At 43.5% G+C, this 19,718-nt stretch carries 17 protein-coding genes and 1 tRNA gene; 10 read left to right on the top strand and 8 right to left on the bottom strand.

Features of this window, described 5'->3' with window-relative positions; translation table 11 throughout:
- Positions 1-29 precede the first annotated feature (29 nt).
- Entirely contained in the window at positions 30-1,010 is a 981-nt protein-coding gene (locus KQP79_RS06550; protein WP_004308272.1) for a lytic transglycosylase domain-containing protein, read from the top strand.
- Positions 1,011-1,048: 38 nt separating this feature from the next.
- Positions 1,049-1,918 (top strand): ion transporter, encoded by an 870-nt coding sequence (locus tag KQP79_RS06545; RefSeq protein ID WP_004304811.1) that lies wholly within the window; start codon positions 1,049-1,051, stop codon positions 1,916-1,918.
- Positions 1,919-1,923: 5 nt separating this feature from the next.
- On the opposite strand, the gene KQP79_RS06540 is transcribed toward KQP79_RS06545, so the two are convergent.
- Positions 1,924-2,292, bottom strand: a complete 369-nt coding sequence (locus tag KQP79_RS06540) for a DUF2809 domain-containing protein (protein ID WP_004308273.1) — start codon at positions 2,290-2,292, stop codon at positions 1,924-1,926.
- 174 nt (positions 2,293-2,466) lie between these two features.
- Here KQP79_RS06540 and KQP79_RS06535 point away from each other — a divergent pair, with 174 nt between their 5' ends.
- Positions 2,467-3,135, top strand: a complete 669-nt coding sequence (locus tag KQP79_RS06535; RefSeq protein WP_004308274.1) for an MgtC/SapB family protein — start codon at positions 2,467-2,469, stop codon at positions 3,133-3,135.
- A 32-nt stretch (positions 3,136-3,167) separates the two neighbouring features.
- On the opposite strand, the gene KQP79_RS06530 is transcribed toward KQP79_RS06535, so the two are convergent.
- The 3 genes from KQP79_RS06530 to KQP79_RS06520 all read right to left on the bottom strand — a co-directional run bounded on the left by KQP79_RS06530 (position 3,168) and on the right by KQP79_RS06520 (position 5,832).
- Entirely contained in the window at positions 3,168-3,944 is a 777-nt protein-coding gene (locus tag KQP79_RS06530) for a TIGR03915 family putative DNA repair protein (protein WP_004308275.1), read from the bottom strand.
- A gap of 129 nt (positions 3,945-4,073) precedes the next feature.
- Positions 4,074-5,342, bottom strand: a complete 1,269-nt coding sequence (locus KQP79_RS06525; RefSeq protein WP_004304808.1) for a putative DNA modification/repair radical SAM protein — start codon at positions 5,340-5,342, stop codon at positions 4,074-4,076.
- Positions 5,343-5,655: 313 nt separating this feature from the next.
- The gene (locus KQP79_RS06520; RefSeq protein ID WP_004301965.1) at positions 5,656-5,832 is read right to left on the bottom strand and encodes a histone H1; all 177 of its coding nucleotides are present in this window, start codon (positions 5,830-5,832) and stop codon (positions 5,656-5,658) included.
- 147 nt (positions 5,833-5,979) lie between these two features.
- Between KQP79_RS06520 and KQP79_RS06515 the strand changes: the two genes are divergently transcribed.
- The 4 genes from KQP79_RS06515 to KQP79_RS06500 all read left to right on the top strand — a co-directional run bounded on the left by KQP79_RS06515 (position 5,980) and on the right by KQP79_RS06500 (position 11,257).
- A complete protein-coding gene (locus tag KQP79_RS06515) occupies positions 5,980-6,627 on the top strand; it encodes a helix-turn-helix domain-containing protein (protein ID WP_004308278.1) in 648 nt (215 codons plus the stop codon).
- 33 nt (positions 6,628-6,660) lie between these two features.
- Positions 6,661-8,049, top strand: a complete 1,389-nt coding sequence (locus tag KQP79_RS06510) for an alanine/glycine:cation symporter family protein (protein ID WP_004325091.1) — start codon at positions 6,661-6,663, stop codon at positions 8,047-8,049.
- A 111-nt stretch (positions 8,050-8,160) separates the two neighbouring features.
- Positions 8,161-8,793 (top strand): hypothetical protein, encoded by a 633-nt coding sequence (locus tag KQP79_RS06505; protein ID WP_004301962.1) that lies wholly within the window; start codon positions 8,161-8,163, stop codon positions 8,791-8,793.
- 328 nt (positions 8,794-9,121) lie between these two features.
- Positions 9,122-11,257 carry a KamA family radical SAM protein gene (locus KQP79_RS06500; protein WP_004308282.1) on the top strand — a complete coding sequence of 712 codons (2,136 nt, stop codon included), beginning with the start codon at positions 9,122-9,124 and terminating at the stop codon, positions 11,255-11,257.
- Positions 11,258-11,373: 116 nt separating this feature from the next.
- On the opposite strand, the gene KQP79_RS06495 is transcribed toward KQP79_RS06500, so the two are convergent.
- The 4 genes from KQP79_RS06495 to KQP79_RS06480 form a co-directional block, all read right to left on the bottom strand.
- Positions 11,374-12,687, bottom strand: coding sequence for a nucleobase:cation symporter-2 family protein (locus KQP79_RS06495; protein ID WP_004304803.1), 1,314 nt, complete (start codon positions 12,685-12,687; stop codon positions 11,374-11,376).
- A 116-nt stretch (positions 12,688-12,803) separates the two neighbouring features.
- Entirely contained in the window at positions 12,804-13,511 is a 708-nt protein-coding gene (locus tag KQP79_RS06490; RefSeq protein WP_004308283.1) for a DUF5020 family protein, read from the bottom strand.
- A 73-nt stretch (positions 13,512-13,584) separates the two neighbouring features.
- Positions 13,585-15,180: a SusD/RagB family nutrient-binding outer membrane lipoprotein gene (locus KQP79_RS06485; RefSeq protein ID WP_004308285.1), complete on the bottom strand. Its 1,596-nt coding sequence runs from the start codon at positions 15,178-15,180 to the stop codon at positions 13,585-13,587.
- 15 nt (positions 15,181-15,195) lie between these two features.
- On the bottom strand, positions 15,196-18,324 hold the full coding sequence (locus tag KQP79_RS06480) for a SusC/RagA family TonB-linked outer membrane protein (protein ID WP_032849444.1): 3,129 nt from the start codon (positions 18,322-18,324) through the stop codon (positions 15,196-15,198).
- Positions 18,325-18,432: 108 nt separating this feature from the next.
- Here KQP79_RS06480 and KQP79_RS06475 point away from each other — a divergent pair, with 108 nt between their 5' ends.
- The 3 genes from KQP79_RS06475 to KQP79_RS06465 all read left to right on the top strand — a co-directional run bounded on the left by KQP79_RS06475 (position 18,433) and on the right by KQP79_RS06465 (position 19,551).
- Complete coding sequence (locus tag KQP79_RS06475; RefSeq protein ID WP_004320682.1) at positions 18,433-19,011, top strand: uracil-DNA glycosylase family protein; 579 nt, start codon at positions 18,433-18,435, stop codon at positions 19,009-19,011.
- Positions 19,012-19,059: 48 nt separating this feature from the next.
- The gene (locus KQP79_RS06470) at positions 19,060-19,413 is read left to right on the top strand and encodes an arsenate reductase family protein (RefSeq protein WP_004308288.1); all 354 of its coding nucleotides are present in this window, start codon (positions 19,060-19,062) and stop codon (positions 19,411-19,413) included.
- A 65-nt stretch (positions 19,414-19,478) separates the two neighbouring features.
- Positions 19,479-19,551: transfer RNA gene (locus KQP79_RS06465), tRNA-Trp, on the top strand.
- The last annotated feature ends 167 nt before the right edge of the window (positions 19,552-19,718 follow it).

The raw sequence follows: 19,718 nt of genomic DNA, 5'->3' as shown, positions 1-19,718 counted from the left end.
AACATTGAAGCATCCAAAAAGGTTATAAAATGAAAAGACAAATGAAAATCAACTATATTCTTACACTTATATTAGTATTTTGCATCGGTGCTTCCATCCCAATATTGACAGGCAGCAGCCAAGTGAACGAACAACATTCCGCCAAATCGGAAGTGCCTTATTGTGTCACTCCGCCTACTGTTCCCGCACAGGTCACCTTCGACGGGGAAACGATCGACCTCCGGCGCTATGACCGCCGCGAACGGATGGACCGCGAGATGATGGCCTTCACCTATATGCACTCCACCACCATGCTATTAATCAAGCGCGCCAACCGTTACTTCCCCATCATCGAACCGATACTGAAAGCAAACGGTATCCCCGACGACTTCAAATACCTGATGGTCATCGAGAGCAATCTGAATAACATCGCACGCTCTCCGGCAGGAGCAGCAGGTCTATGGCAATTTATGCCTGCCACCGGACGGGAATTCGGGCTGGAAGTGAACGATAACGTAGACGAACGCTATCATATTGAAAAAGCAACCGTTGCCGCCTGCAAATACTTCAAACAGGCGTATGCCAAATATGGCGATTGGATGGCTGTCTCCGCCGCCTATAACGCCGGACAGGGACGTATCTCCTCCCAACTTGAAAAGCAGTTGGCAAGTCATGCCATGGACTTATGGCTGGTAGAGGAAACTTCCCGCTACATGTTCCGCCTGCTGGCAGCCAAAGAGATATTCAATAACCCGCAACGTTACGGATTCCTCTTGAAACGGGAACATCTGTATCCGCCTATTCCTTATAAAGAGGTAACCGTCAACACTTCTATCGACGATCTGAACGACTACGCAAAATCACAGGGAATCACCTATGCCCAACTTCGTGATGCCAACCCCTGGCTGCGCGACACTTCATTGAAAAACAAGACCGGAAAGACATACATTCTCTATATTCCTACACAAGAGGGAATGTATTACAACCCGCAAAAGACCGTTGCCTACAATAAACAGTGGGTCATCGACTAAAAAGGCTTTTTCTTTAATTCCGGCCAAACACTATTGATATGAAACTGAAAGAAAGAATCCATCGTTTTTTGCATGACGAGAAACTGAAACGAAAGTTATACGTCATCATCTTCGAATCGGACACCCCTGCCGGAAAATTGTTCGACGTGATTCTTATCGCCTGTATTCTGGTCAGCGTATTGCTCGTCATCATCGAAAGCCTGAAAGGACTTCCCACCTATCTGACGACTCCGTTCGTCATTATGGAATTCCTTTTCACCGGCTTCTTTACTTTCGAATACCTGACGAGAATCTACTGTTCACCCCGTCCCCGGAAATACATATTCAGCTTTTTCGGTATCGTAGACTTACTGGCCACATTGCCTCTTTACATCGGTCTGCTCTTTCCGGGCGCCCGCTATCTACTCATCATCCGTGCCTTCCGCCTGATACGTGTGTTCCGCGTCTTCAAGCTTTTCAACTTTCTGAATGAGGGGGAACGGCTGCTCACTGCCTTGCGTGAAAGTAGTAAGAAGATTGCAGTGTTCTTCCTGTTTGTCGTCATTCTGGTGACTTCCATCGGAACGCTAATGTATATGATTGAAGGAACGCAACCCAACTCCCAGTTCAACAATATCCCGAACAGCATCTATTGGGCTATCGTCACCATGACTACCGTAGGTTATGGAGATATTACTCCCGCCACCGGCCTCGGAAAATTCCTTTCCGCCTGTGTCATGCTGATCGGTTACACGATTATTGCCGTACCCACAGGTATCGTATCTGCCTCCATGATGAAAGAGTATAAACGCAGGAGAGACAAAGAATGTCCCAACTGCCATCGCTCCGGACACGAAGATAATGCAGAGTTTTGCAAATATTGCGGCCACAGCCTAAACCCATCCGAAACCAAAGCGGAAGAGAAATAAATCCTCTACGATCTACGCCGGACGAAATGCTCGAATAAGACAATGAAAACGCATCCCACAGCATAGCAGGCAATATCTCCCCAATCGAACGTAGAACCCAGCACAATTCGGGCTACGCGGTTCGTGACACCCAATGTTTCCACCAGCTGGAAGTATTGCAAGACTTCTACAAAACAGGCAAAAAGAAAGACATAAAACGGCATCCGCGGAATCCCCGTCGGCAGAAAGATACGTACAAAGCTATATACCAGCACTACAACCAGCATATCTCCGACATAGGGACGTATGAAACGGTCGCGCACATACAAAGCTATCAACACCTCCATACAGAAGATCACCAGAAAGCTGATTATATAAAAAATTCTTTTCTTCATTATTTGCTCGGTCGCGGGATTAAACATTTATTTGAATCTGCGAATATACGATAAAATGAATTGGATACGTTCAAATATTACTAAATGATTGATACAAAAAGGGGAAATAATTGTATATTTATGGTTCTAAGCATTTTTCCACAAACAATAAAAAACAGAAAGGAGATTGAACACATGATGTTGAATATGGATTTTGTAATCCGTTTATTGGTCGCCGGAATACTGGGAACCATCATTGGACTGGATCGTGAATACCGTGCCAAAGAAGCCGGATACCGCACTCATTTTCTCGTGTCGCTAGGTAGTGCTTTGATTATGATTGTTTCCCAATACGGATTTCAGGAAATTATAAAAGAAAGTAGTGTCACACTCGATCCCAGTCGGGTGGCGGCACAGGTTGTCAGCGGTATCGGATTTATCGGTGCAGGAACCATCATCTTTCAAAAACAGATTGTACGCGGATTGACTACCGCCGCAGGAATCTGGGCAACAGCAGGTATCGGCTTGGCGGTAGGTGCAGGAATGTACACCATCGGTATTGCCGCCACGGTGTTAACCCTCGTCGGACTGGAACTACTTAGCTATCTATTTAAAAGCATCGGAATGAAAAGCTCGATGGTTTCTTTCTCAACTCCCAACAAAGACATACTGAAACAGATAGCGGACAGATTCAACTCTAAAGACTACCTGATAGTCTCTTACGAGATGGAAACGCAACACACGGGTGAAACAGAATATTATCAGGTTACGATGGTTATCAAGTCGAAACGAAATAATGATGAAGGGCATCTGCTTTCGCTGATACAGGAATTTCCGGATGTAACGGTGCAGCGAATTGAATAGTCAGACTTTCGTTCCTCTCCCAAAATGGAAATCTACTTTTGCTTTTCCGTCAGATACTTCCAATAACGTACAGGCATATCCTGCCTGTGCTTCCTCGGATTCATGCGTTCTTTGATACAAATGGCCTTGAAATATGTCTTCCAAAGTTGTTGGAAAAGCTTCTCATCCTTGTCCATCAGACTTTCGTCCAGCATCCCCGTAATCAAATGGGATTCACGACTGTCATCATCAAACGAGATAGTCGTCACCTCCTGCAAGTCATAATAAAATCCGTAACGGCGTTTCATGTCGTAAATAATCCACTTCTGATCGGCAAAACGGTCTTTGAAATGGTGAACCGTCAGCGGGAGCGCATTATACTGCGGTTCGAAAGCGGCAAAGAATGTACCGTCGGCAGCTTTCTGGAAACGGACAAACTGCATCAGGTGCACACGTTCGCCATCCACCTTCTTCCATATTTGCACCAATTGCAAAACGTCCGGATCACCAAAATTGGTTTCAATGGACCGGGGCGCGTCGATCGCTTTACGGATATAACGAAAAATAAGCATCCCTACTTCCGGAAGTTCCGACAGCCAACTTTGCGTGAGGCACCCCAAAGCGGAAGAGGAAACTTTCTTCTGTAATCCCCGCCACACACGCCCGGCCTTTTCTTCATCGGTCACTACCGTATGCAGCTCATCACAAAATAAAGGCAAAGCATCTCCTTCCGACAGCAAAGCATCGGGGAAAGTCTTGCGGAAATAGGCGTCGAACACAGCCGTCAGCAGACCATCAAAGGTTTTATCGTAAATATAAACACTAAACATATTTACTATTAGACAATTTACGATTTACTATTTAAGTTACTATTAGACAATTTACAATTGAATTTACTATTAGACGATTTACGCTTGGTATCACTTTTGAATAGTAAATTGTCTAATCGTAAATTATTCTTATTCGCCAAAATCAAGCAACAACTGGCGTTCATCCACTTTCTTTTTTGGTTTCGGCAACAATAAGCTGCGCACTCGTTGCGGAGAAAGTTCGTTCACCGTCTGCATCTGAAGAGGCAGTTCTTTGCAAGTGATGAAATATTGCGCTTTCTTCATCACCACTCCTATCTTCTTCAGTTCATAAAATCCCAGCCGCGAAAAACGACGGGAAGCAACAATCAGTTTCGCCGACTTCACCCCTACTCCCGGCACACGGAGCAACATTTCGTAGTCTGCCTTATTGATGTCAACAGGAAACTGTTCGGGATGGCGCAAAGCCCACGAAAGTTTCGGGTCTATTTCGAGATCGAGATCCGGATAGGAATCATCCACAATTTCATCTACCTTGAATTGATAAAAACGCAATAACCAGTCAGCCTGATAGAGCCGGTTTTCACGTACCAGAGGCGGCTGTTTCAATGCCGGAAGGCGCTTATCATACGTATTCACGGAAACGTAGCCCGAGTAATAGACACGTTTCATGGTGGGGCGCCCATAAAGTGCCGACGAAAGAAAAAGAATATCTTTATCCGATTCGGAGGTAGCTCCCACAATCACCTGGGTACTTTGTCCCGCAGGTGCGAAACGCGGTGCGTGGCGAAACTTCTGCCGTTCTTCTTTACTCTCCAACACGCCTTGTTGAATGTATTTCATCGGAGCAAATACGCTTTTATGGTCTTTTTCCGGTGCAAGCAGTTTCAAATTTTCTTCTTTGGGAATTTCGACGTTGACGCTAAGACGATCGGCATACAATCCGGCTTCATTCACTAATTCGCGACTGGCTCCGGGAATACTCTTGAGATGGATATAACCGTTAAAACGGTACACTTGCCGCAAATCTTTGGCTACACGCACAAGTCTCTCCATTGTATAGTCCGGATTACGGACCACTCCGGAGCTAAGAAACAGCCCTTCGATATAGTTACGACGGTAGAATTCCATTGTCAGCTCCACCAATTCCGAAACGGAAAAGGTAGCGCGGGGAAGATCGTTGCTACGACGGTTGACGCAATAGGCACAATCGTAAATGCAATAATTGGTAAGCATGATTTTCAATAGCGAGATACATCGACCGTCCTCGGCAAAACTGTGGCATATCCCCCATCCTCCCACAGTGTTTCCCAGCGTTCCCGGCTTATTGGAACGCACCGTACCACTGGAAGAACAGGAAACATCGTACTTGGCAGATTCTGCAAGTATCTTCAGTTTAGCTAAGACGTTTTCGTTCATCATTCCCGATCTTGATTCTTTTCGCAAATATACGATTTAATTTGAGATGCGTATAGAAGAAAAAAGTTTGCCCCCTACAAATTGCAAATAAATCATTTAAAAGAACCACAAAAATATAAAAAGCCCGGACTTACATCTTGGGAGACATCTCTTTTCTAAAAAAGCGATTCACCCAAACGAACCGCTTTTTATGCTATAAATAATTGCCACTATCCGTACTAAAACAATAAAAAGTCATTCCGCATTAAAACAAAAAGAGGGCATATCGCTTCACGATATGCCCTCTTTTTCAATATCCTAGTAGTCTTCTAAATTATTTTTTAGAAGCTTCCAAAGATGCTTTACGGAATTCTTTCATTGCTTTTTCGATTTCCAAAGAAGCTTTACGAGCGCGAGTTCCTGCTGCTTTGTTACCGTTTTCGATCTGTGCGTTAGCATCTTTTGAGAAGTCAGCATAAAGAGCTGCTACCTTTTCTACCAATTCTTTCATAATCCTTTTATTTTTTTCGTTAATAATGTGCCGCAAAAATACACTGTTTCCCGAAATAAAAGCATAAAATCAATATTTTTTTTGAAATAATCTTCGAAAAATATCTAAAAAAGGGGCTTTTTACCTTTTTTACCTACCTTTGTAGCCATGAAACTGCTTACAGATACCGATTATATACATGCACTGATTGCTGAAGGAGAGCACCAGCAACAGGACTTTAAATTCGAAATTTCCGACGCACGCAAAATAGCCAAAACACTTTCGGCCTTTGCCAACACGGACGGAGGACGATTACTTATTGGCGTTAAAGACAATGGTAAAATCGCAGGAGTACGCTCCGAAGAAGAAAAATATATGATTGAAGCCGCCGCACAACTTTATTGCGTGCCGGAAGTGGAATATTCTCTGCAAACATACATAGTGGAAGGACGGCAAGTGTTAGTGGCAACCATCGAAGAAACTCCACATAAACCGGTTTACGCCAAGGACGAAACCGGAAAACCCCTAGCCTATCTCCGCATCAAGGACGAAAATATTCTGGCAACTCCCATACATCTCCGTGTATGGCAACAGAGCGATAGCCCCCGTGGAGAACTCATCCGCTACACCGAACGTGAACAGCTCCTGCTCGATCAACTGGAGCACGGAACTTTACTCTCACTCAACCGTTACTGTCGACAAACCGGACTTTCACGACGTGCCGCTGAACATCTGCTCGCCAAATTTGTTCGTTATGATATTGTGGAACCTGTATTCGAAAATCATAAATTTTACTTCCGAATAAAAGACGAATAACCACAAACAATGCTTTATACTTAATACTTAACTATGACTTTTATCAACGAGATTAATGACATACTTTGGACGTATATTCTAATTATTATGTTATTAGGATGTGCTGTCTGGTTCAGCATACGGACACGCTTTGTACAATTTCGCATGATCCGGGAAATGATCGTGCTGTTAAGCGAATCCGCCGGCAAAGGAAAACAGGGAGAGAAACATGTATCTTCTTTTCAGGCATTCGCTATTTCTATCGCCAGCCGTGTGGGTACGGGGAATCTTGCGGGAGTGGCTACTGCCATTGCCATCGGAGGTCCCGGGGCTATTTTCTGGATGTGGGTCATCGCACTGTTAGGGGCTTCGAGTGCTTTCATAGAGTCTACTTTGGGACAATTATACAAAATACGCGGAAAGGATTCGTTCATCGGAGGACCTGCTTATTATATGAAGAAAGGGTTGAAACAACCGTGGATGGGAATGCTTTTTGCCGTATTAATAAGCATTACTTTCGGGTTTGCTTTCAATTCTGTACAGAGTAATACGATCTGTGCTGCGGCAGAGCATGCTTTTGGGTTCAATCATATTATATTGGGAGGTGTGCTGACTTTGCTGACATTGCTTATCATCTTTGGAGGTATTCAACGCATTGCCCGCGTCAGCAGTATTATCGTGCCTGTTATGGCTTTGGGATATGTAGGGCTGGCACTGGTTATTGTTGCACTCAATATCACTCATTTACCGGGTGTTATCGCACTGATTGTCAGCCATGCTTTCGGTTGGGAGCAGGCATTGGCAGGAGGAGTTGGTATGGCATTAATGCAGGGCATCAAGAGAGGACTTTTCAGCAATGAGGCCGGTATGGGTTCGGCCCCGAATGCGGCTGCCACGGCTCATGTCAGCCATCCCGTAAAACAAGGGTTGATACAGACTTTGGCGGTATTTACAGATACATTATTGATATGTACCTGTACGGCTTTTATCATCCTCTTTAGTGGGGCTCCTCTGGATGGTTCGGCTAATGGAGTGCAGCTGACTCAACAGGCGTTGACAAACGAAATAGGTTCTTCGGGCAGTATCTTCGTTGCCGTAGCTCTTTTCTTTTTTGCTTTCAGCAGTATTCTGGGGAATTATTATTATGGTGAGGCTAATATCCGTTTTATCACTCACCGGAAATGGGTACTTCATGGTTACAGGATATTGGTGGGTGGTATGGTACTCTTCGGTTCACTTGCCACATTGGATATGGTATGGAGCCTGGCAGATGTCACGATGGCGTTAATGGCTATCTGTAATCTGATCGCTATCCTTTTCCTCGGAAAATATGCTATCCGTCTGCTAAATGATTACCGCGCGCAAAAGAAAGCTGGCATCCAAAGCCCTGTTTTTAAGAAAGAGACAATGCCGGACATCGAAAAGGACTTGGAATGTTGGTGAAAACCAACTGTTTTTGTACCTTTGCACGCAAATTGACAGATGGTAGTTATGTTATATACCTTCCACACGCTCAAATAGTAAATTGTAAATAATAAAATTGTAGAGATAACAATGGGCTTATTTGGTTTATTCAAGAAAAAATCCGATGAAACGAAAGTCGGCAATGTAGAAGATTTCATATCACTGACACGGGTGTATTTCCAGTCAGTTATCGCCACAAACCTCGGTATCACTAATATCCGCTTCTTGCCGGACGTAGCTAACTTCAAACGTTTGTTTAAAGTTCCTACTCAAAACGGTAAACTGGGATTGGCCGAAAAATCTGCTGCGCGCAAAATGCTGATGCAGGATTATGGGTTGAACGAGAACTTCTTTAAGGAAATCGACTCTTCCGTGAAACGTAACTGCCGCACTCAAAATGATATTCAATCTTATTTGTTCATGTATCAGGGATTTTCCAATGATCTGATGATGTTGATGGGAAATCTGATGCAGTGGAAGTTTCGTATGCCGTCGATCTTTAAGAAGGCTTTGTATGGTATGACACAGAAAACGGTACACGATGTTTGTACCAAGACAGTGTGGAAGGCTGATGATGTGCATAAAACGGCTGCGACTGTTCGCCAGTACAAAGAGCGTTTGGGATACTCTGAACAGTGGATGACGGATTATGTGTATAATATTGTTCTTCTTGCCAAGAAGGAGCCGAAACGGAAGAACGACGACACGGAAACGAAAAAATAAGTCGCTTTAAATGTTAGAAAATCGTAAAGATTAATAGGATAGAAAAAGCGGGGGTTTTGTACCTCCGCTTTTTTTGTTATCTTTATGTACTTTTTTCTTTTGTCTTGATACAAAAGAAAAAGTACCCAAAAGAAAAAATCAAGGCTGCGCCTGCCCGGCTACTCCGGTTTCATTCCCGTCTAAAGGGTAGAAACTCGCTTCGCTCAAACAGTCTGCCCTTCTTAACGCCGGTAATAAAACCTTCGCTTGACGCCGTGCAGACGAGGCCGGAGGAGGACCATGCGGTATGGTAGTATATTATAATAATTAAAAAATAGAGAGATTGCTTATGAAACAAAAGAAAATGCTTGCGCTTACTTTTTCACAGTTGAAACAAATCTATAATCAAGAAATTCCGGAAGTGGTGGAGATAGCTGATAAGAGCTCTTCTGTGGAAGAGTTCAAGGCTGGGATGCTGCGTTTTTTGGAAATTTGCAGGATAGAAAATGAGGCTGCGGAGGAGGCGAGGGAGCAAATTCGACTCTTACTCGATTATGATGGACAGAATGTCCATGAACTGTCTACTGGACAGGATATGTCAGTACAGACGATTCGGTTGCTTTATGAGTTTCTGACGGGAACGTTGGAAAATATGGAGATACCGACGGATTTGTTTATTGAAATTTTCCAGATGTTTAAACGGTTGAAGGGAGAGGTTGTGCCTTTACCATCGCCACAGCGTATCAAAAGTAGGAATGACCGGTGGGAAACGGGATTGGATGAAGAGGTACGTGAAGTGCGGGATGAGAATAAGGAGCGGATGTTGCACTTGTTGATTCAGAAGATTGAAAACAGGAAGTCGAAGCCTTCGGTGCGTTTTCACTTTGAGGAGGGAATGAGTTATGAAGAAAAATACAGGTTGGTCAATGAGTGGTGGAACGATTTCCGCTTTCATTTGGCAATGGCTGTGAAAAGTCCGGGCGAGTTGAATCGATTCCTGGGAAATTCACTTTCGTCAGAGACTATGTATTTGCTTTATCGTGCCCGGAAGAAGGGTATGCCGTTCTTTGCAACTCCTTATTATTTATCGTTGCTTAATGTAACGGGATATGGGTATAATGACGAGGCTATTCGGAGTTATATTCTGTATTCTCCACGTTTGGTGGAGACGTATGGAAATATTCGCGCGTGGGAGAAAGAGGATATTGTAGAAGCCGGGAAGCCTAATGCTGCGGGATGGCTTTTGCCGGACGGGCATAACATTCATCGGCGGTATCCGGAGGTGGCTATTCTCATTCCTGACACTATGGGACGGGCTTGCGGAGGACTTTGTGCTTCTTGTCAGCGTATGTATGATTTTCAGAGCGAGCGGTTGAATTTCGAATTTGAGTCTTTACGCCCGAAGGAATCATGGGATCGTAAGTTGCGTCGGTTAATGGCTTATTTTGAAGAGGATACGCAATTGCGGGATATTCTTATTACAGGAGGCGATGCGCTGATGAGTCAAAATAAAACGCTTCAGAATATTCTGGATGCGGTGTATCGGATGGCGGCACGCAAACAAAGGGCGAATCTTGAACGCAAGGATGGAGAGAAATATGCGGAATTGCAACGGGTACGGTTGGGGTCACGTCTGTTGGCTTATTTGCCGATGCGTATCAACGACGGGCTGGTTGATGTTCTGCGGGAATTCAAGGAGAAAGCATCGGCTATCGGTGTGAAACAGTTTATTATACAGACTCATTTCCAGACACCGCTGGAGGTTACTCCTGAAGCTAAAGAAGCGATCCGGAAGATTCTTTCTGCGGGATGGATTATTACGAATCAGTTGGTATATACGGTGGCTGCTTCACGTAGAGGGCATACGACCCGGCTTCGTCAGGTGCTCAATTCGTTGGGGGTGGTATGTTATTACACTTTCTCGGTAAAGGGATTCAATGAGAATTATGCAGTATTTGCACCCAACAGTCGTTCAATGCAGGAGCAACAGGAGGAAAAGATTTATGGCCGTATGACACCGGAACAGGCGGAGGAGTTATATAAGATATTAGAGACGAAAGTAGGAACAGAAGAGGAGCCTAAAGAGGATGTTGCCAAGCAATTAAGACGCTTCATGAGAAAGCATCATTTACCTTTCCTTGCCACTGATCGCAGCGTATTGAATTTACCGGCTATCGGTAAAAGCATGACTTTCCAGTTGGTGGGACTAACTGAAGAAGGAAAACGAATTCTACGCTTCGAACATGACGGTACTCGTCATCATAGCCCGATTATCGATCAGATGGGGCAGATTTATATTGTAGAGAATAAATCGCTAGCTGCTTACCTGCGCCAGTTAGCCAAGATGGGAGAAGATCCGGAAGACTATGCTTCTATCTGGAATTATACGAAAGGAGAAACCGAACCTCGTTTCAGTCTTTACGAGTATCCTGATTTCCCCTTCCGCACAACAGATAAAATGAGTAATTTAAGTATTAAGAATTAGGTATTAAGTATTAATCGACAAGCATCAACTAACAAGTATTAATCAACGCCTATCAAGTATAAACCAGCGGCTTCGGTAATACTTATTACTTAATACTTGTTTCTACTACTTGTTTCCTACTCTTTTACCCGTATTACTATATTTGCAATAATTGCAGTTAGGCCTCCGGTGGTAATCCCTGAAGAGAAGATACTTCGAATTGCTTCCGGGGCTTGTTGTAATACGTCCGGCATTAGTTCTACCCCTAAGCCTAAGGAGAGGCTGACTGCTAATACCAAAGTTTCTTTACGGCCTATTTCTTGTGAGGAGACAATACGGATTCCCGCCGCTGCTACTGTGCCGAACATTAGTAAGGTTGCACCGCCCAGTACAGGATCGGGCATTAAGGAAAATACGGCACCTACGATGGGAAATAAACCCAAAAGGACGAGCATTGCTGCGATATAATAACCAACATAACGGCTGGCTACTCCGGTCAGTTGGATAATACCGTTGTTTTGTGCAAAGATGGAGTTTGGAAAAGAGTTGAATACACCGGCGAGAAAGGAGTTGAATCCATCTGCCATTACTCCACCGGAAACCCGTTTCAAATAGGAATCTCCTTCAATGGGAAGTCCGGAAATCATAGAGTTGGCAGTTACATCACCTGTTGCTTCAATGGCAGTTATCAAGTAAACCAGACCAATGGCTATAAAAGAAGACACATTGAAATCAACACCATATTTAAAAGGCTGGGGAATATTAAAACTCATCAGCATTTCCACATTCAACGCACTCATATCCACTTTTCCCAGAGCAAATGCCAAACCATAGCCAAGGCAAAGTCCGAGTACAATGGAACTCATACGCAGGTATTTGTTCCCGCAACGGTTGAAAAACAAGACGCTAAGAAGTACCAGTGCTGCAATAGACAGGTTTTCCCACGTAGCAAACGTACCATTATCCATAGCTGCATATCCGCCTCCGCAAGATACGATACCTACCTTTATCAGACTCAATCCGATAAGCAGCACGACAATACCGGAAACCAGCGGAGTGATAATATTACGCAGATATTTGAATGTGCGGCTGACAATCATTTCGATAGGCGCAGCAGCCATACAGGAACCGAAAATTAACGGTAATCCGCCTACCATCCCTGTGGCAATGATAGGGCCGATAAAAGAAAAACTGGTTCCCTGGATGCAGAGCAGTCTTGCTCCTATCACACCAAAGCGGCGGCATTGTATAAAGGTAGATACTCCCGAAGCAAAAAGAGACATGGAAACCAGAAAGCTTGTCTTTTCTACATCAAGTTTCAAGGCACTTGCGATGATAAGCGGAGGTGTAATGATCGCTACGAAAATAGCCAAAAGATGTTGTAAAGCCGCAAACAAGGCGTCTTTAAAAGGGGGACGGTCTTCTACGCCGTAGATTAAATCAGTTTTCATTTAACAGGGTTTCTATATATTTTTTTAAGTTCCGCAGAGGGATAAACAGAGATTATTCTGAAGTCCGGCTTCTTTTAGTCCGACTTTTTTTAATTCTATTTCTTATAATCCGTTTTTTAGTTCAGCGTCCATTTCAGAGCGAGTGTCGGGATAACATAAAAGCCATCACGACCGCCGAAGTTATTACTCAATTCGACTTCGGAGCCAACACTAAGATTGAAATTTTTATTTACTCCTTTGATTTTGTTTAGGTTTACCCAGAATTGTGGTTCGGAGAGAAAGATAGTCTTTCCATAGTTGGTTTCTTCGCGCCACCAGTCGGCAAAGCCGGAGAAAGTGAGCAGATTGCGGCAGAAATTCACGTACCACGTACCTGTCAGCTGGAAGTTGTTGGGCGATTGGTGTTTCTGAATATACTTATACATAGCAGTCAGCGTAAAGCCTTTGGAAAAGGAAGCATTATTAAAAGTGTAGGTAGCTCCTGCCAGATAAGCATTTTTATAAGACATGCCTTTCGATAATCCACCGTTATATTCAAGATGTGCAGAGAAAGGACCTTTCCAGAATTTTAGTTCACGGGCTATTTCCCAATAAGCGGAAGCGACACCCTCGGAAGTGTAATCCATATCAACAAAGAAATAAGTGCTTCCCCAAGTATCAGGATGAAACTTCTCCACAGTGGAGGTGAACAGCGGGCGACCTTGCAAATCTTTATCATACAAAGAACGTCCGAAATCATAATGTAGCTGAATGTTTTGCGCCTGCAATCTCGGTACGCCAGAGAGCAACATACAAAGGAAAAGAGCAGAGATAATCTGTTTCATAAGTAAATGTGTTTAAATGAAGATGCAAAAATAGTTAAAGCTACACATATAAGCACATTACTTCTGTCTTTTTTTATTCCAGGTTATTATTTCCCGTATCCCACCAGAGTCTTGTACCTCCATGGTCATCTCCGCCTAAAGCCTCGACAAGAGCAGAATATTGCTCCGGGTCTTCTGTCTGCAATGTACCTGGGAAATTAAGACGGCGCACCATGATCTCCGTGTCGATGCATCCGCTCCTACTATGATTGAATCGAACGGGAAATAAACGGGGATATCCCGTTCGTCTTTGTTCGGCCCAAGCTTCGCAACCTTCCGAGAACATGGCAATCCACTTCTGCGTGATAATCTTCTCCAGTTTTGTCTCCTTATCATCCTGCGGATTCCATTTGGGAGTGACTTTACAACGCGCTTCTATATTATTTTCTTCATCATAAGTGTCTATAAAGTCGGAAGCTGTCAGCTCACTTTTCAGGTAATCCTCCACCCCATAAATTCCCCATTGATGAAAAGAGGTAGTTACGCCGTTCCGGTAACAAGCTTCTTCATCTTCATCGGTCCACCCGCGCAAAGCGGCTTCGGCACGCAGAAACCAGACTTCCGAAGCAGTCATCAGAGGCGCATCGGTGCTTTGCAGGACAAACAGCTTCGACAATCCGGAATAATGACTATGAGCAAAACATGTCCCTTGACGAATTCCACGATATTGTCCTTTCAAAGCTTCATCCGTACAGTGTTCGAAATAAGCTCCAAGACGAGGATCATCATATCCGACCAAGATTGATTCCATGTTAGCACTCATGTAAGTTTCATTCCACACACGGTTAAGTTCTCCCAATGGATTGGTATATCCGGATTTGGTAGAAACGATTGCTCCGCCTGTTTCCGCTTCAAAGAAGCCATAATCGTTTTCTTTTATTTTCTGTATTTCAGCACAAGCCTTATCGGGAGCAACAGAGGCAATACGCATTGCCAACCGCAAACGCAACGAATTGGCAAACTTCACCCAGGAAGCGTATTTCCCATCCAACAAAATATCAAAACGTGCAAATCCATTGGATTCCGGTTTCTCATCTATATAGTTGGTGAGAGCAACTACAGCAGAATCGAGTTCATTGAAAAACTCATAATAGACATCCTCTTGTTTATCCGGACGGTAATGTTTTTCGGCATTAGCAAAATTCTTATAAATGATAGGACCATAATAATCCGTCACACGATGCATCGCTTCCACCTTTAATATTTTCGTTATCCCGAACAGAGCAGGATGTGTATTTCGGGTAGCATTCTCCGACTGATATATCTGTGGGAAAATATAAGAATACATGTGTGTCCACATGGCGCTATTCCAGCCGTCCTGCATATTATAATCGGAATTATGCGAGCCCCCGTTCAGAGGTTTGCCGTCATGCATATACCCACTGAACATGTCCGCGTTCAGATTCTGTATCAATTGGAAAGGCCAGTTCTTTCCTTTTCCGTAGTCGTAATTAAAATAAATACCTTGCTGAATAATTCCCAAACGGATTCCATAGCCATTGTCATCAATAATCAAGTCATCATCCGTGATACCGGACAAATCGGTATTGTAATCACGGAAATTACCGGTACAAGCTACAGAGAACAGCAATAACCCCAACAAATATAGATATACATATTTTCTCTTCATTTCTCTCTCCTGCCTTTAAAATTCACATTTCAGAGTAAAGCCCAGACTACGGGTCGTAGGCATTCCGAACACTTCAATTCCTTGATTATCATTTCCGGTAGAAAGTACCAGATCCGGATCAAAAGGAGCTTTCTTATACAAGAAACATAGATTGCGAGCTACAAACGAAAGCTGAACATCTTTCAGTACCTTCGTTTTCTGTATCCACTTCTTGGAGAAATTATAGCTCAATGATACTTCACGCAACCGTAAATTCGTAGCATCATACATATAATATTCCGTCACCCCGGCACGCCCGCCTACTATTTTATAGAATCCTTTCACATTGTCTATACGCTGACCGTCGAGCATTACATATCCCCTGTCACGCGCATCGGCCGTTATTTCAGATACTCCATAAAGATCCATTTCCGCCTGTGTCTGCGAAAGGACTTCACCTCCGTAGCGCCAATCAAGCAGAAAATAAAGGGTGAAGCCTTTGTAAGAGAATGTATGATCCCATCCCATCATAAAGACAGGGTTGGCATTTCCTACTTTCACCGTATTCCCATCGCCCTCCACCAATGGAAGTCCTTTATTATCACCCTCTGTTTCGTAAACGATATTGCCTGCATCATCACGCACAAAAGCCTTACCATATATATCACCGATAGAACCGCCTTTAATAAGTTTCATGGCATAGCTGGAAGAAAAACTGGTAGGCCCGTAAATCATTTCTTTCAGATCTTCGTGCAACTTCACTATCTTATTCTTATTGGTAGAGAAGTTTACAGAAGTTTTCCAGTTGAAATCAGGAGTTAATACGGGAGTTCCATTCAGTGTCAATTCCCATCCCCGATTCTGGATATTTCCGGCATTTACATATCGGTAAGCATACTTATCACCTGCAAGTGCGGGAAGTTTGAAGAATTGATTATAAGTATTGGTACGATAATAAGTCAGATTAACCCCTAAACGGTGTTGAAAGAATCGCCATTCAGTTCCAAATTCGATGGCATGAGTCATTTCCGGCTCCATTTCCTTGAAAGGTGCGGCGTCATTCGCCTGTATCTCGCCACCGGCATTGATCTGCGAAGAGGGATTAGTGATAAATGGAGGAATATCATTCCCTACTTTACTATAAGCGCCACGCAATTTTGCGAAAGAAACCCATTCGGGTAACTTCACCCATTTATCAAGTAGCATGGAAAGCCCTACAGAAGGATAAGCGAATCCGGATTTTTCATGGCTGGTATAAGACAAGGTTGACGCCCAGTCATTACGGGCCGTCAAATCAAGAAACAATTTTTCCTTATAACCGATCTGTGCCGTACCGAATATAGATTGCAACTGACGGCGTTGATCTATTCGCTGGTCAATACTGGCAGAACTGTTCATGACGATATTGGCAATATTAAACACATTAGCAAACTTCAAAGATGCATTTTTCGAATCATATCGGGTAGAATTAACGACTTTATCATTTATACTACCACCAATCGCCGCATCCAGTGTAAAATCCCCCCAGGTTTTCTTCACCATCGCCATGACATCACCATACATCTGGGTTTCCTGATAATCCATCTCGATATATCGTCCGTTCGCTCCACACAGGGCGGTGGCAGTAGACGCATAGAATTTCTGGCGTAACTTGTCCGCCCAATAATCCATGTTTCCACGGGCTTGAATCGTCAGCCAATCATTTACCTTAAAGTTTGCTGAAAGAGAAAGGATAATGCGTGTACGTGTTTCTTTACTTTGTATGCGGTTCGTTATCCAGTATGGATTCTGTTCGAAGTCTTCGGTAAACGTATGCCAATTCTGCACACCCAGTTTCCGTTCTTCGTCATAGGTTTCAAAATGATCTTTATAATAAGACAAATCCTCCCCACGAGGAAAACGATAGAGCCCTACCAACGGATTCATATAGAAACCTCCCGACACCGGCTTATTCTCGACGGTCTGTTTCATCACATTCACACTACCGTCCAGTTTCAGACGTTTGTCGAACATGGTAGCCGTCTCACGCAAGTTTATATTATGCTTTTTCAGTTTATTCTTGTCGATAATCCCCTTTCCGGTAGTATTGGCATAGGAGAAATAAGTTTGCAGGTTTTCATTTCCATAACTGATAGATACGGAAGTCATCGATGTCAATCCGGTACGGAAAAAATCATCCAGATTATCATAAGCCATCAGATTCTCTTTCTCTCCCCAGCTGTCTACCACATCACTGACACCATAACGATTCTGCATTTTAGGCATACTGAATGCTTTCTCGAAAGTGAGTCCTGTAGAGAAATTAATATTCCTTTGTCCGACAGAGTTGCCTTTTTTAGTCGTGATAAGAATCACTCCGTTAGCAGCCATGCTACCATATAAAGCCGCAGCAGGAGCACCTTTCAGAATACTGATGCTTTCTACATCTTCCGGATTCAGATTAGAGATTCCGTCTCCTCCATCACGATTCCCTGCATTCGCCGTACCACCAATAGCCGAATAAGCCTGTTCGGAAGAGGTATTCGACATCGGCACTCCATCTATTACATAAAGCGGTTGATTATCACCGGATACCGAACGGATTCCCCGGAGACTGACTTTTGCGGAACCGCCCATACCGGAAGAGTTTTTGTTGATTTGCACACCGGCAGCTTTTCCCGCCAGAGCAGCAATCATATTTACTTCTTTGACACGGTTCAGTTCTTCTCCCTTGATTTTTTGCACAGAATAGGCCAATGTAGCTTCATCCTTTTCAAGTCCCAAGGCCGTTACGATGACATGTTCAAGCATCACCGCATCTTCCTGAAGACGTATTTCAAGCACATTCCGACCTGCCACATTGACTTCTACAGTCTTATAACCCACAAAAGAAACTTGTAAGACAGCACTATCCGGCACAGACAAAAAGAATTTTCCATCAATATCGGTCACAGTACCATTGGCTCCCCCCTTTTCGCGTATTGTAGCACCGATCAGTGGTTCACCATAGATATCAATTACACGCCCTCTCACGGTATTATGATCAGAAGGAACTTCTATCGTCCCTCTTAACGCTTGTTGCTCCGAAGCATAACAATTTCCTCCCTCCAGAAAAAACAGGCCTATTAAGAAGCAACTCACAAAAACTTCTTTTTTCAATGATATAATAAAATATTGTTTGTTCATCACGCCGCAAAAATAACTAATTATTTTAAATCTAGCATTTTTTCTCATTGATTTTGAAGGAAATAAACATTATCACTATTTTTGTACGAAATTAAAATGAAAGAAATTATGGAAATCGAAATACATCCGTTAGAACCGTTTCTCCCAGCGAAATCAAAATTACTTATGCTGGGAAGTTTTCCGCCACAGAAAAAACGTTGGTCTATGGAGTTTTACTACCCGAACCTAAACAACGACATGTGGCGTATATATGGAATCTTATTCTTTAATGATAAGAATCACTTTCTGAATTCGACACTAAAATCGTTCTGCCGCGAGCAAATCATAGACTTTTTAAACGAAAAGGGGATTGCCCTATTTGATACCGCTTCATCCATTCGTCGGTTGCAGGATAATGCATCGGACAAGTTTCTTGAAGTAGTGGAAGCCACCGATGTTGCAGCATTACTGCGGCAGCTTCCCGAATGCAAAGCAATCGTCACTACGGGCCAAAAAGCAACGGACACTCTCCGACAGCAATTCGACATAGAAGAACCCAAAGTAGGTGATTACTCCGAATTTGTTTTCGAAGGTCGTGCCTTGCGACTATACCGGATGCCCTCATCATCAAGGGCGTATCCATTAGCATTGGACAAGAAAGCAGCCGCTTACCGGATTATGTTTCAGGATTTACAGATATTGAAGTGAAGTTCAAGTATTAAGTATTAAATATCAAGTATTAAATTATAAATGAATATGGCAACATTATTTTTGCAGTACCCGGCATGCAGCACATGCCAAAAAGCCAAGAAATGGTTAACAGAAAATAACATTGAGTTTACCAACCGCTTAATCGTAGAAGAAAATCCTACGGTGGAAGAATTAAAGGCATGGATTCCGCGCAGCGGTCTGCCGGTGAAGAAATTCTTCAACACGAGCGGATTAGTATATAAAGAGCTGAAACTAAGCGAGAAGCTACCTGCAATGAGTGAGGAAGAACAGATAGCACTATTGGCAACCAACGGTAAATTGGTGAAACGCCCATTGGTAGTGACAGACAGCTTCGTTCTGGTCGGTTTTAAGCCCGATGAGTGGGAAAAATTAAAATAATTCAAAACTTATTTACCCGAATGTTTGGAGATTCAGAAGTTTCTACTACCTTTGCAGCCGCAAACACGGGAGTAGCTCAGTTGGTAGAGCACCGGTCTCCAAAACCGGGTGTCGGGAGTTCGAGCCTCTCCTCCCGTGCAGAGTTAAATAGCTGTAAACAATAAGTTTACGGCTATTTTTCGTTTCAGGTCGGACGAAATTCGGACGAAATAAATGATAGTGACGCTATCCGACAAAGATAGTGACGGTATACAACAGCGATAGCGTCACTATCCCGAACATATACCGTCACTATCATTTTCTAC

The sequence above is a fragment of the Bacteroides sp. DH3716P genome (assembly GCF_025914115.1).
GTDB lineage: Bacteria > Bacteroidota > Bacteroidia > Bacteroidales > Bacteroidaceae > Bacteroides > Bacteroides ovatus.
The sequence above is the reverse complement of the archived record's forward strand: the minus strand, read 5'-3'. Positions and strand labels throughout refer to the sequence as shown.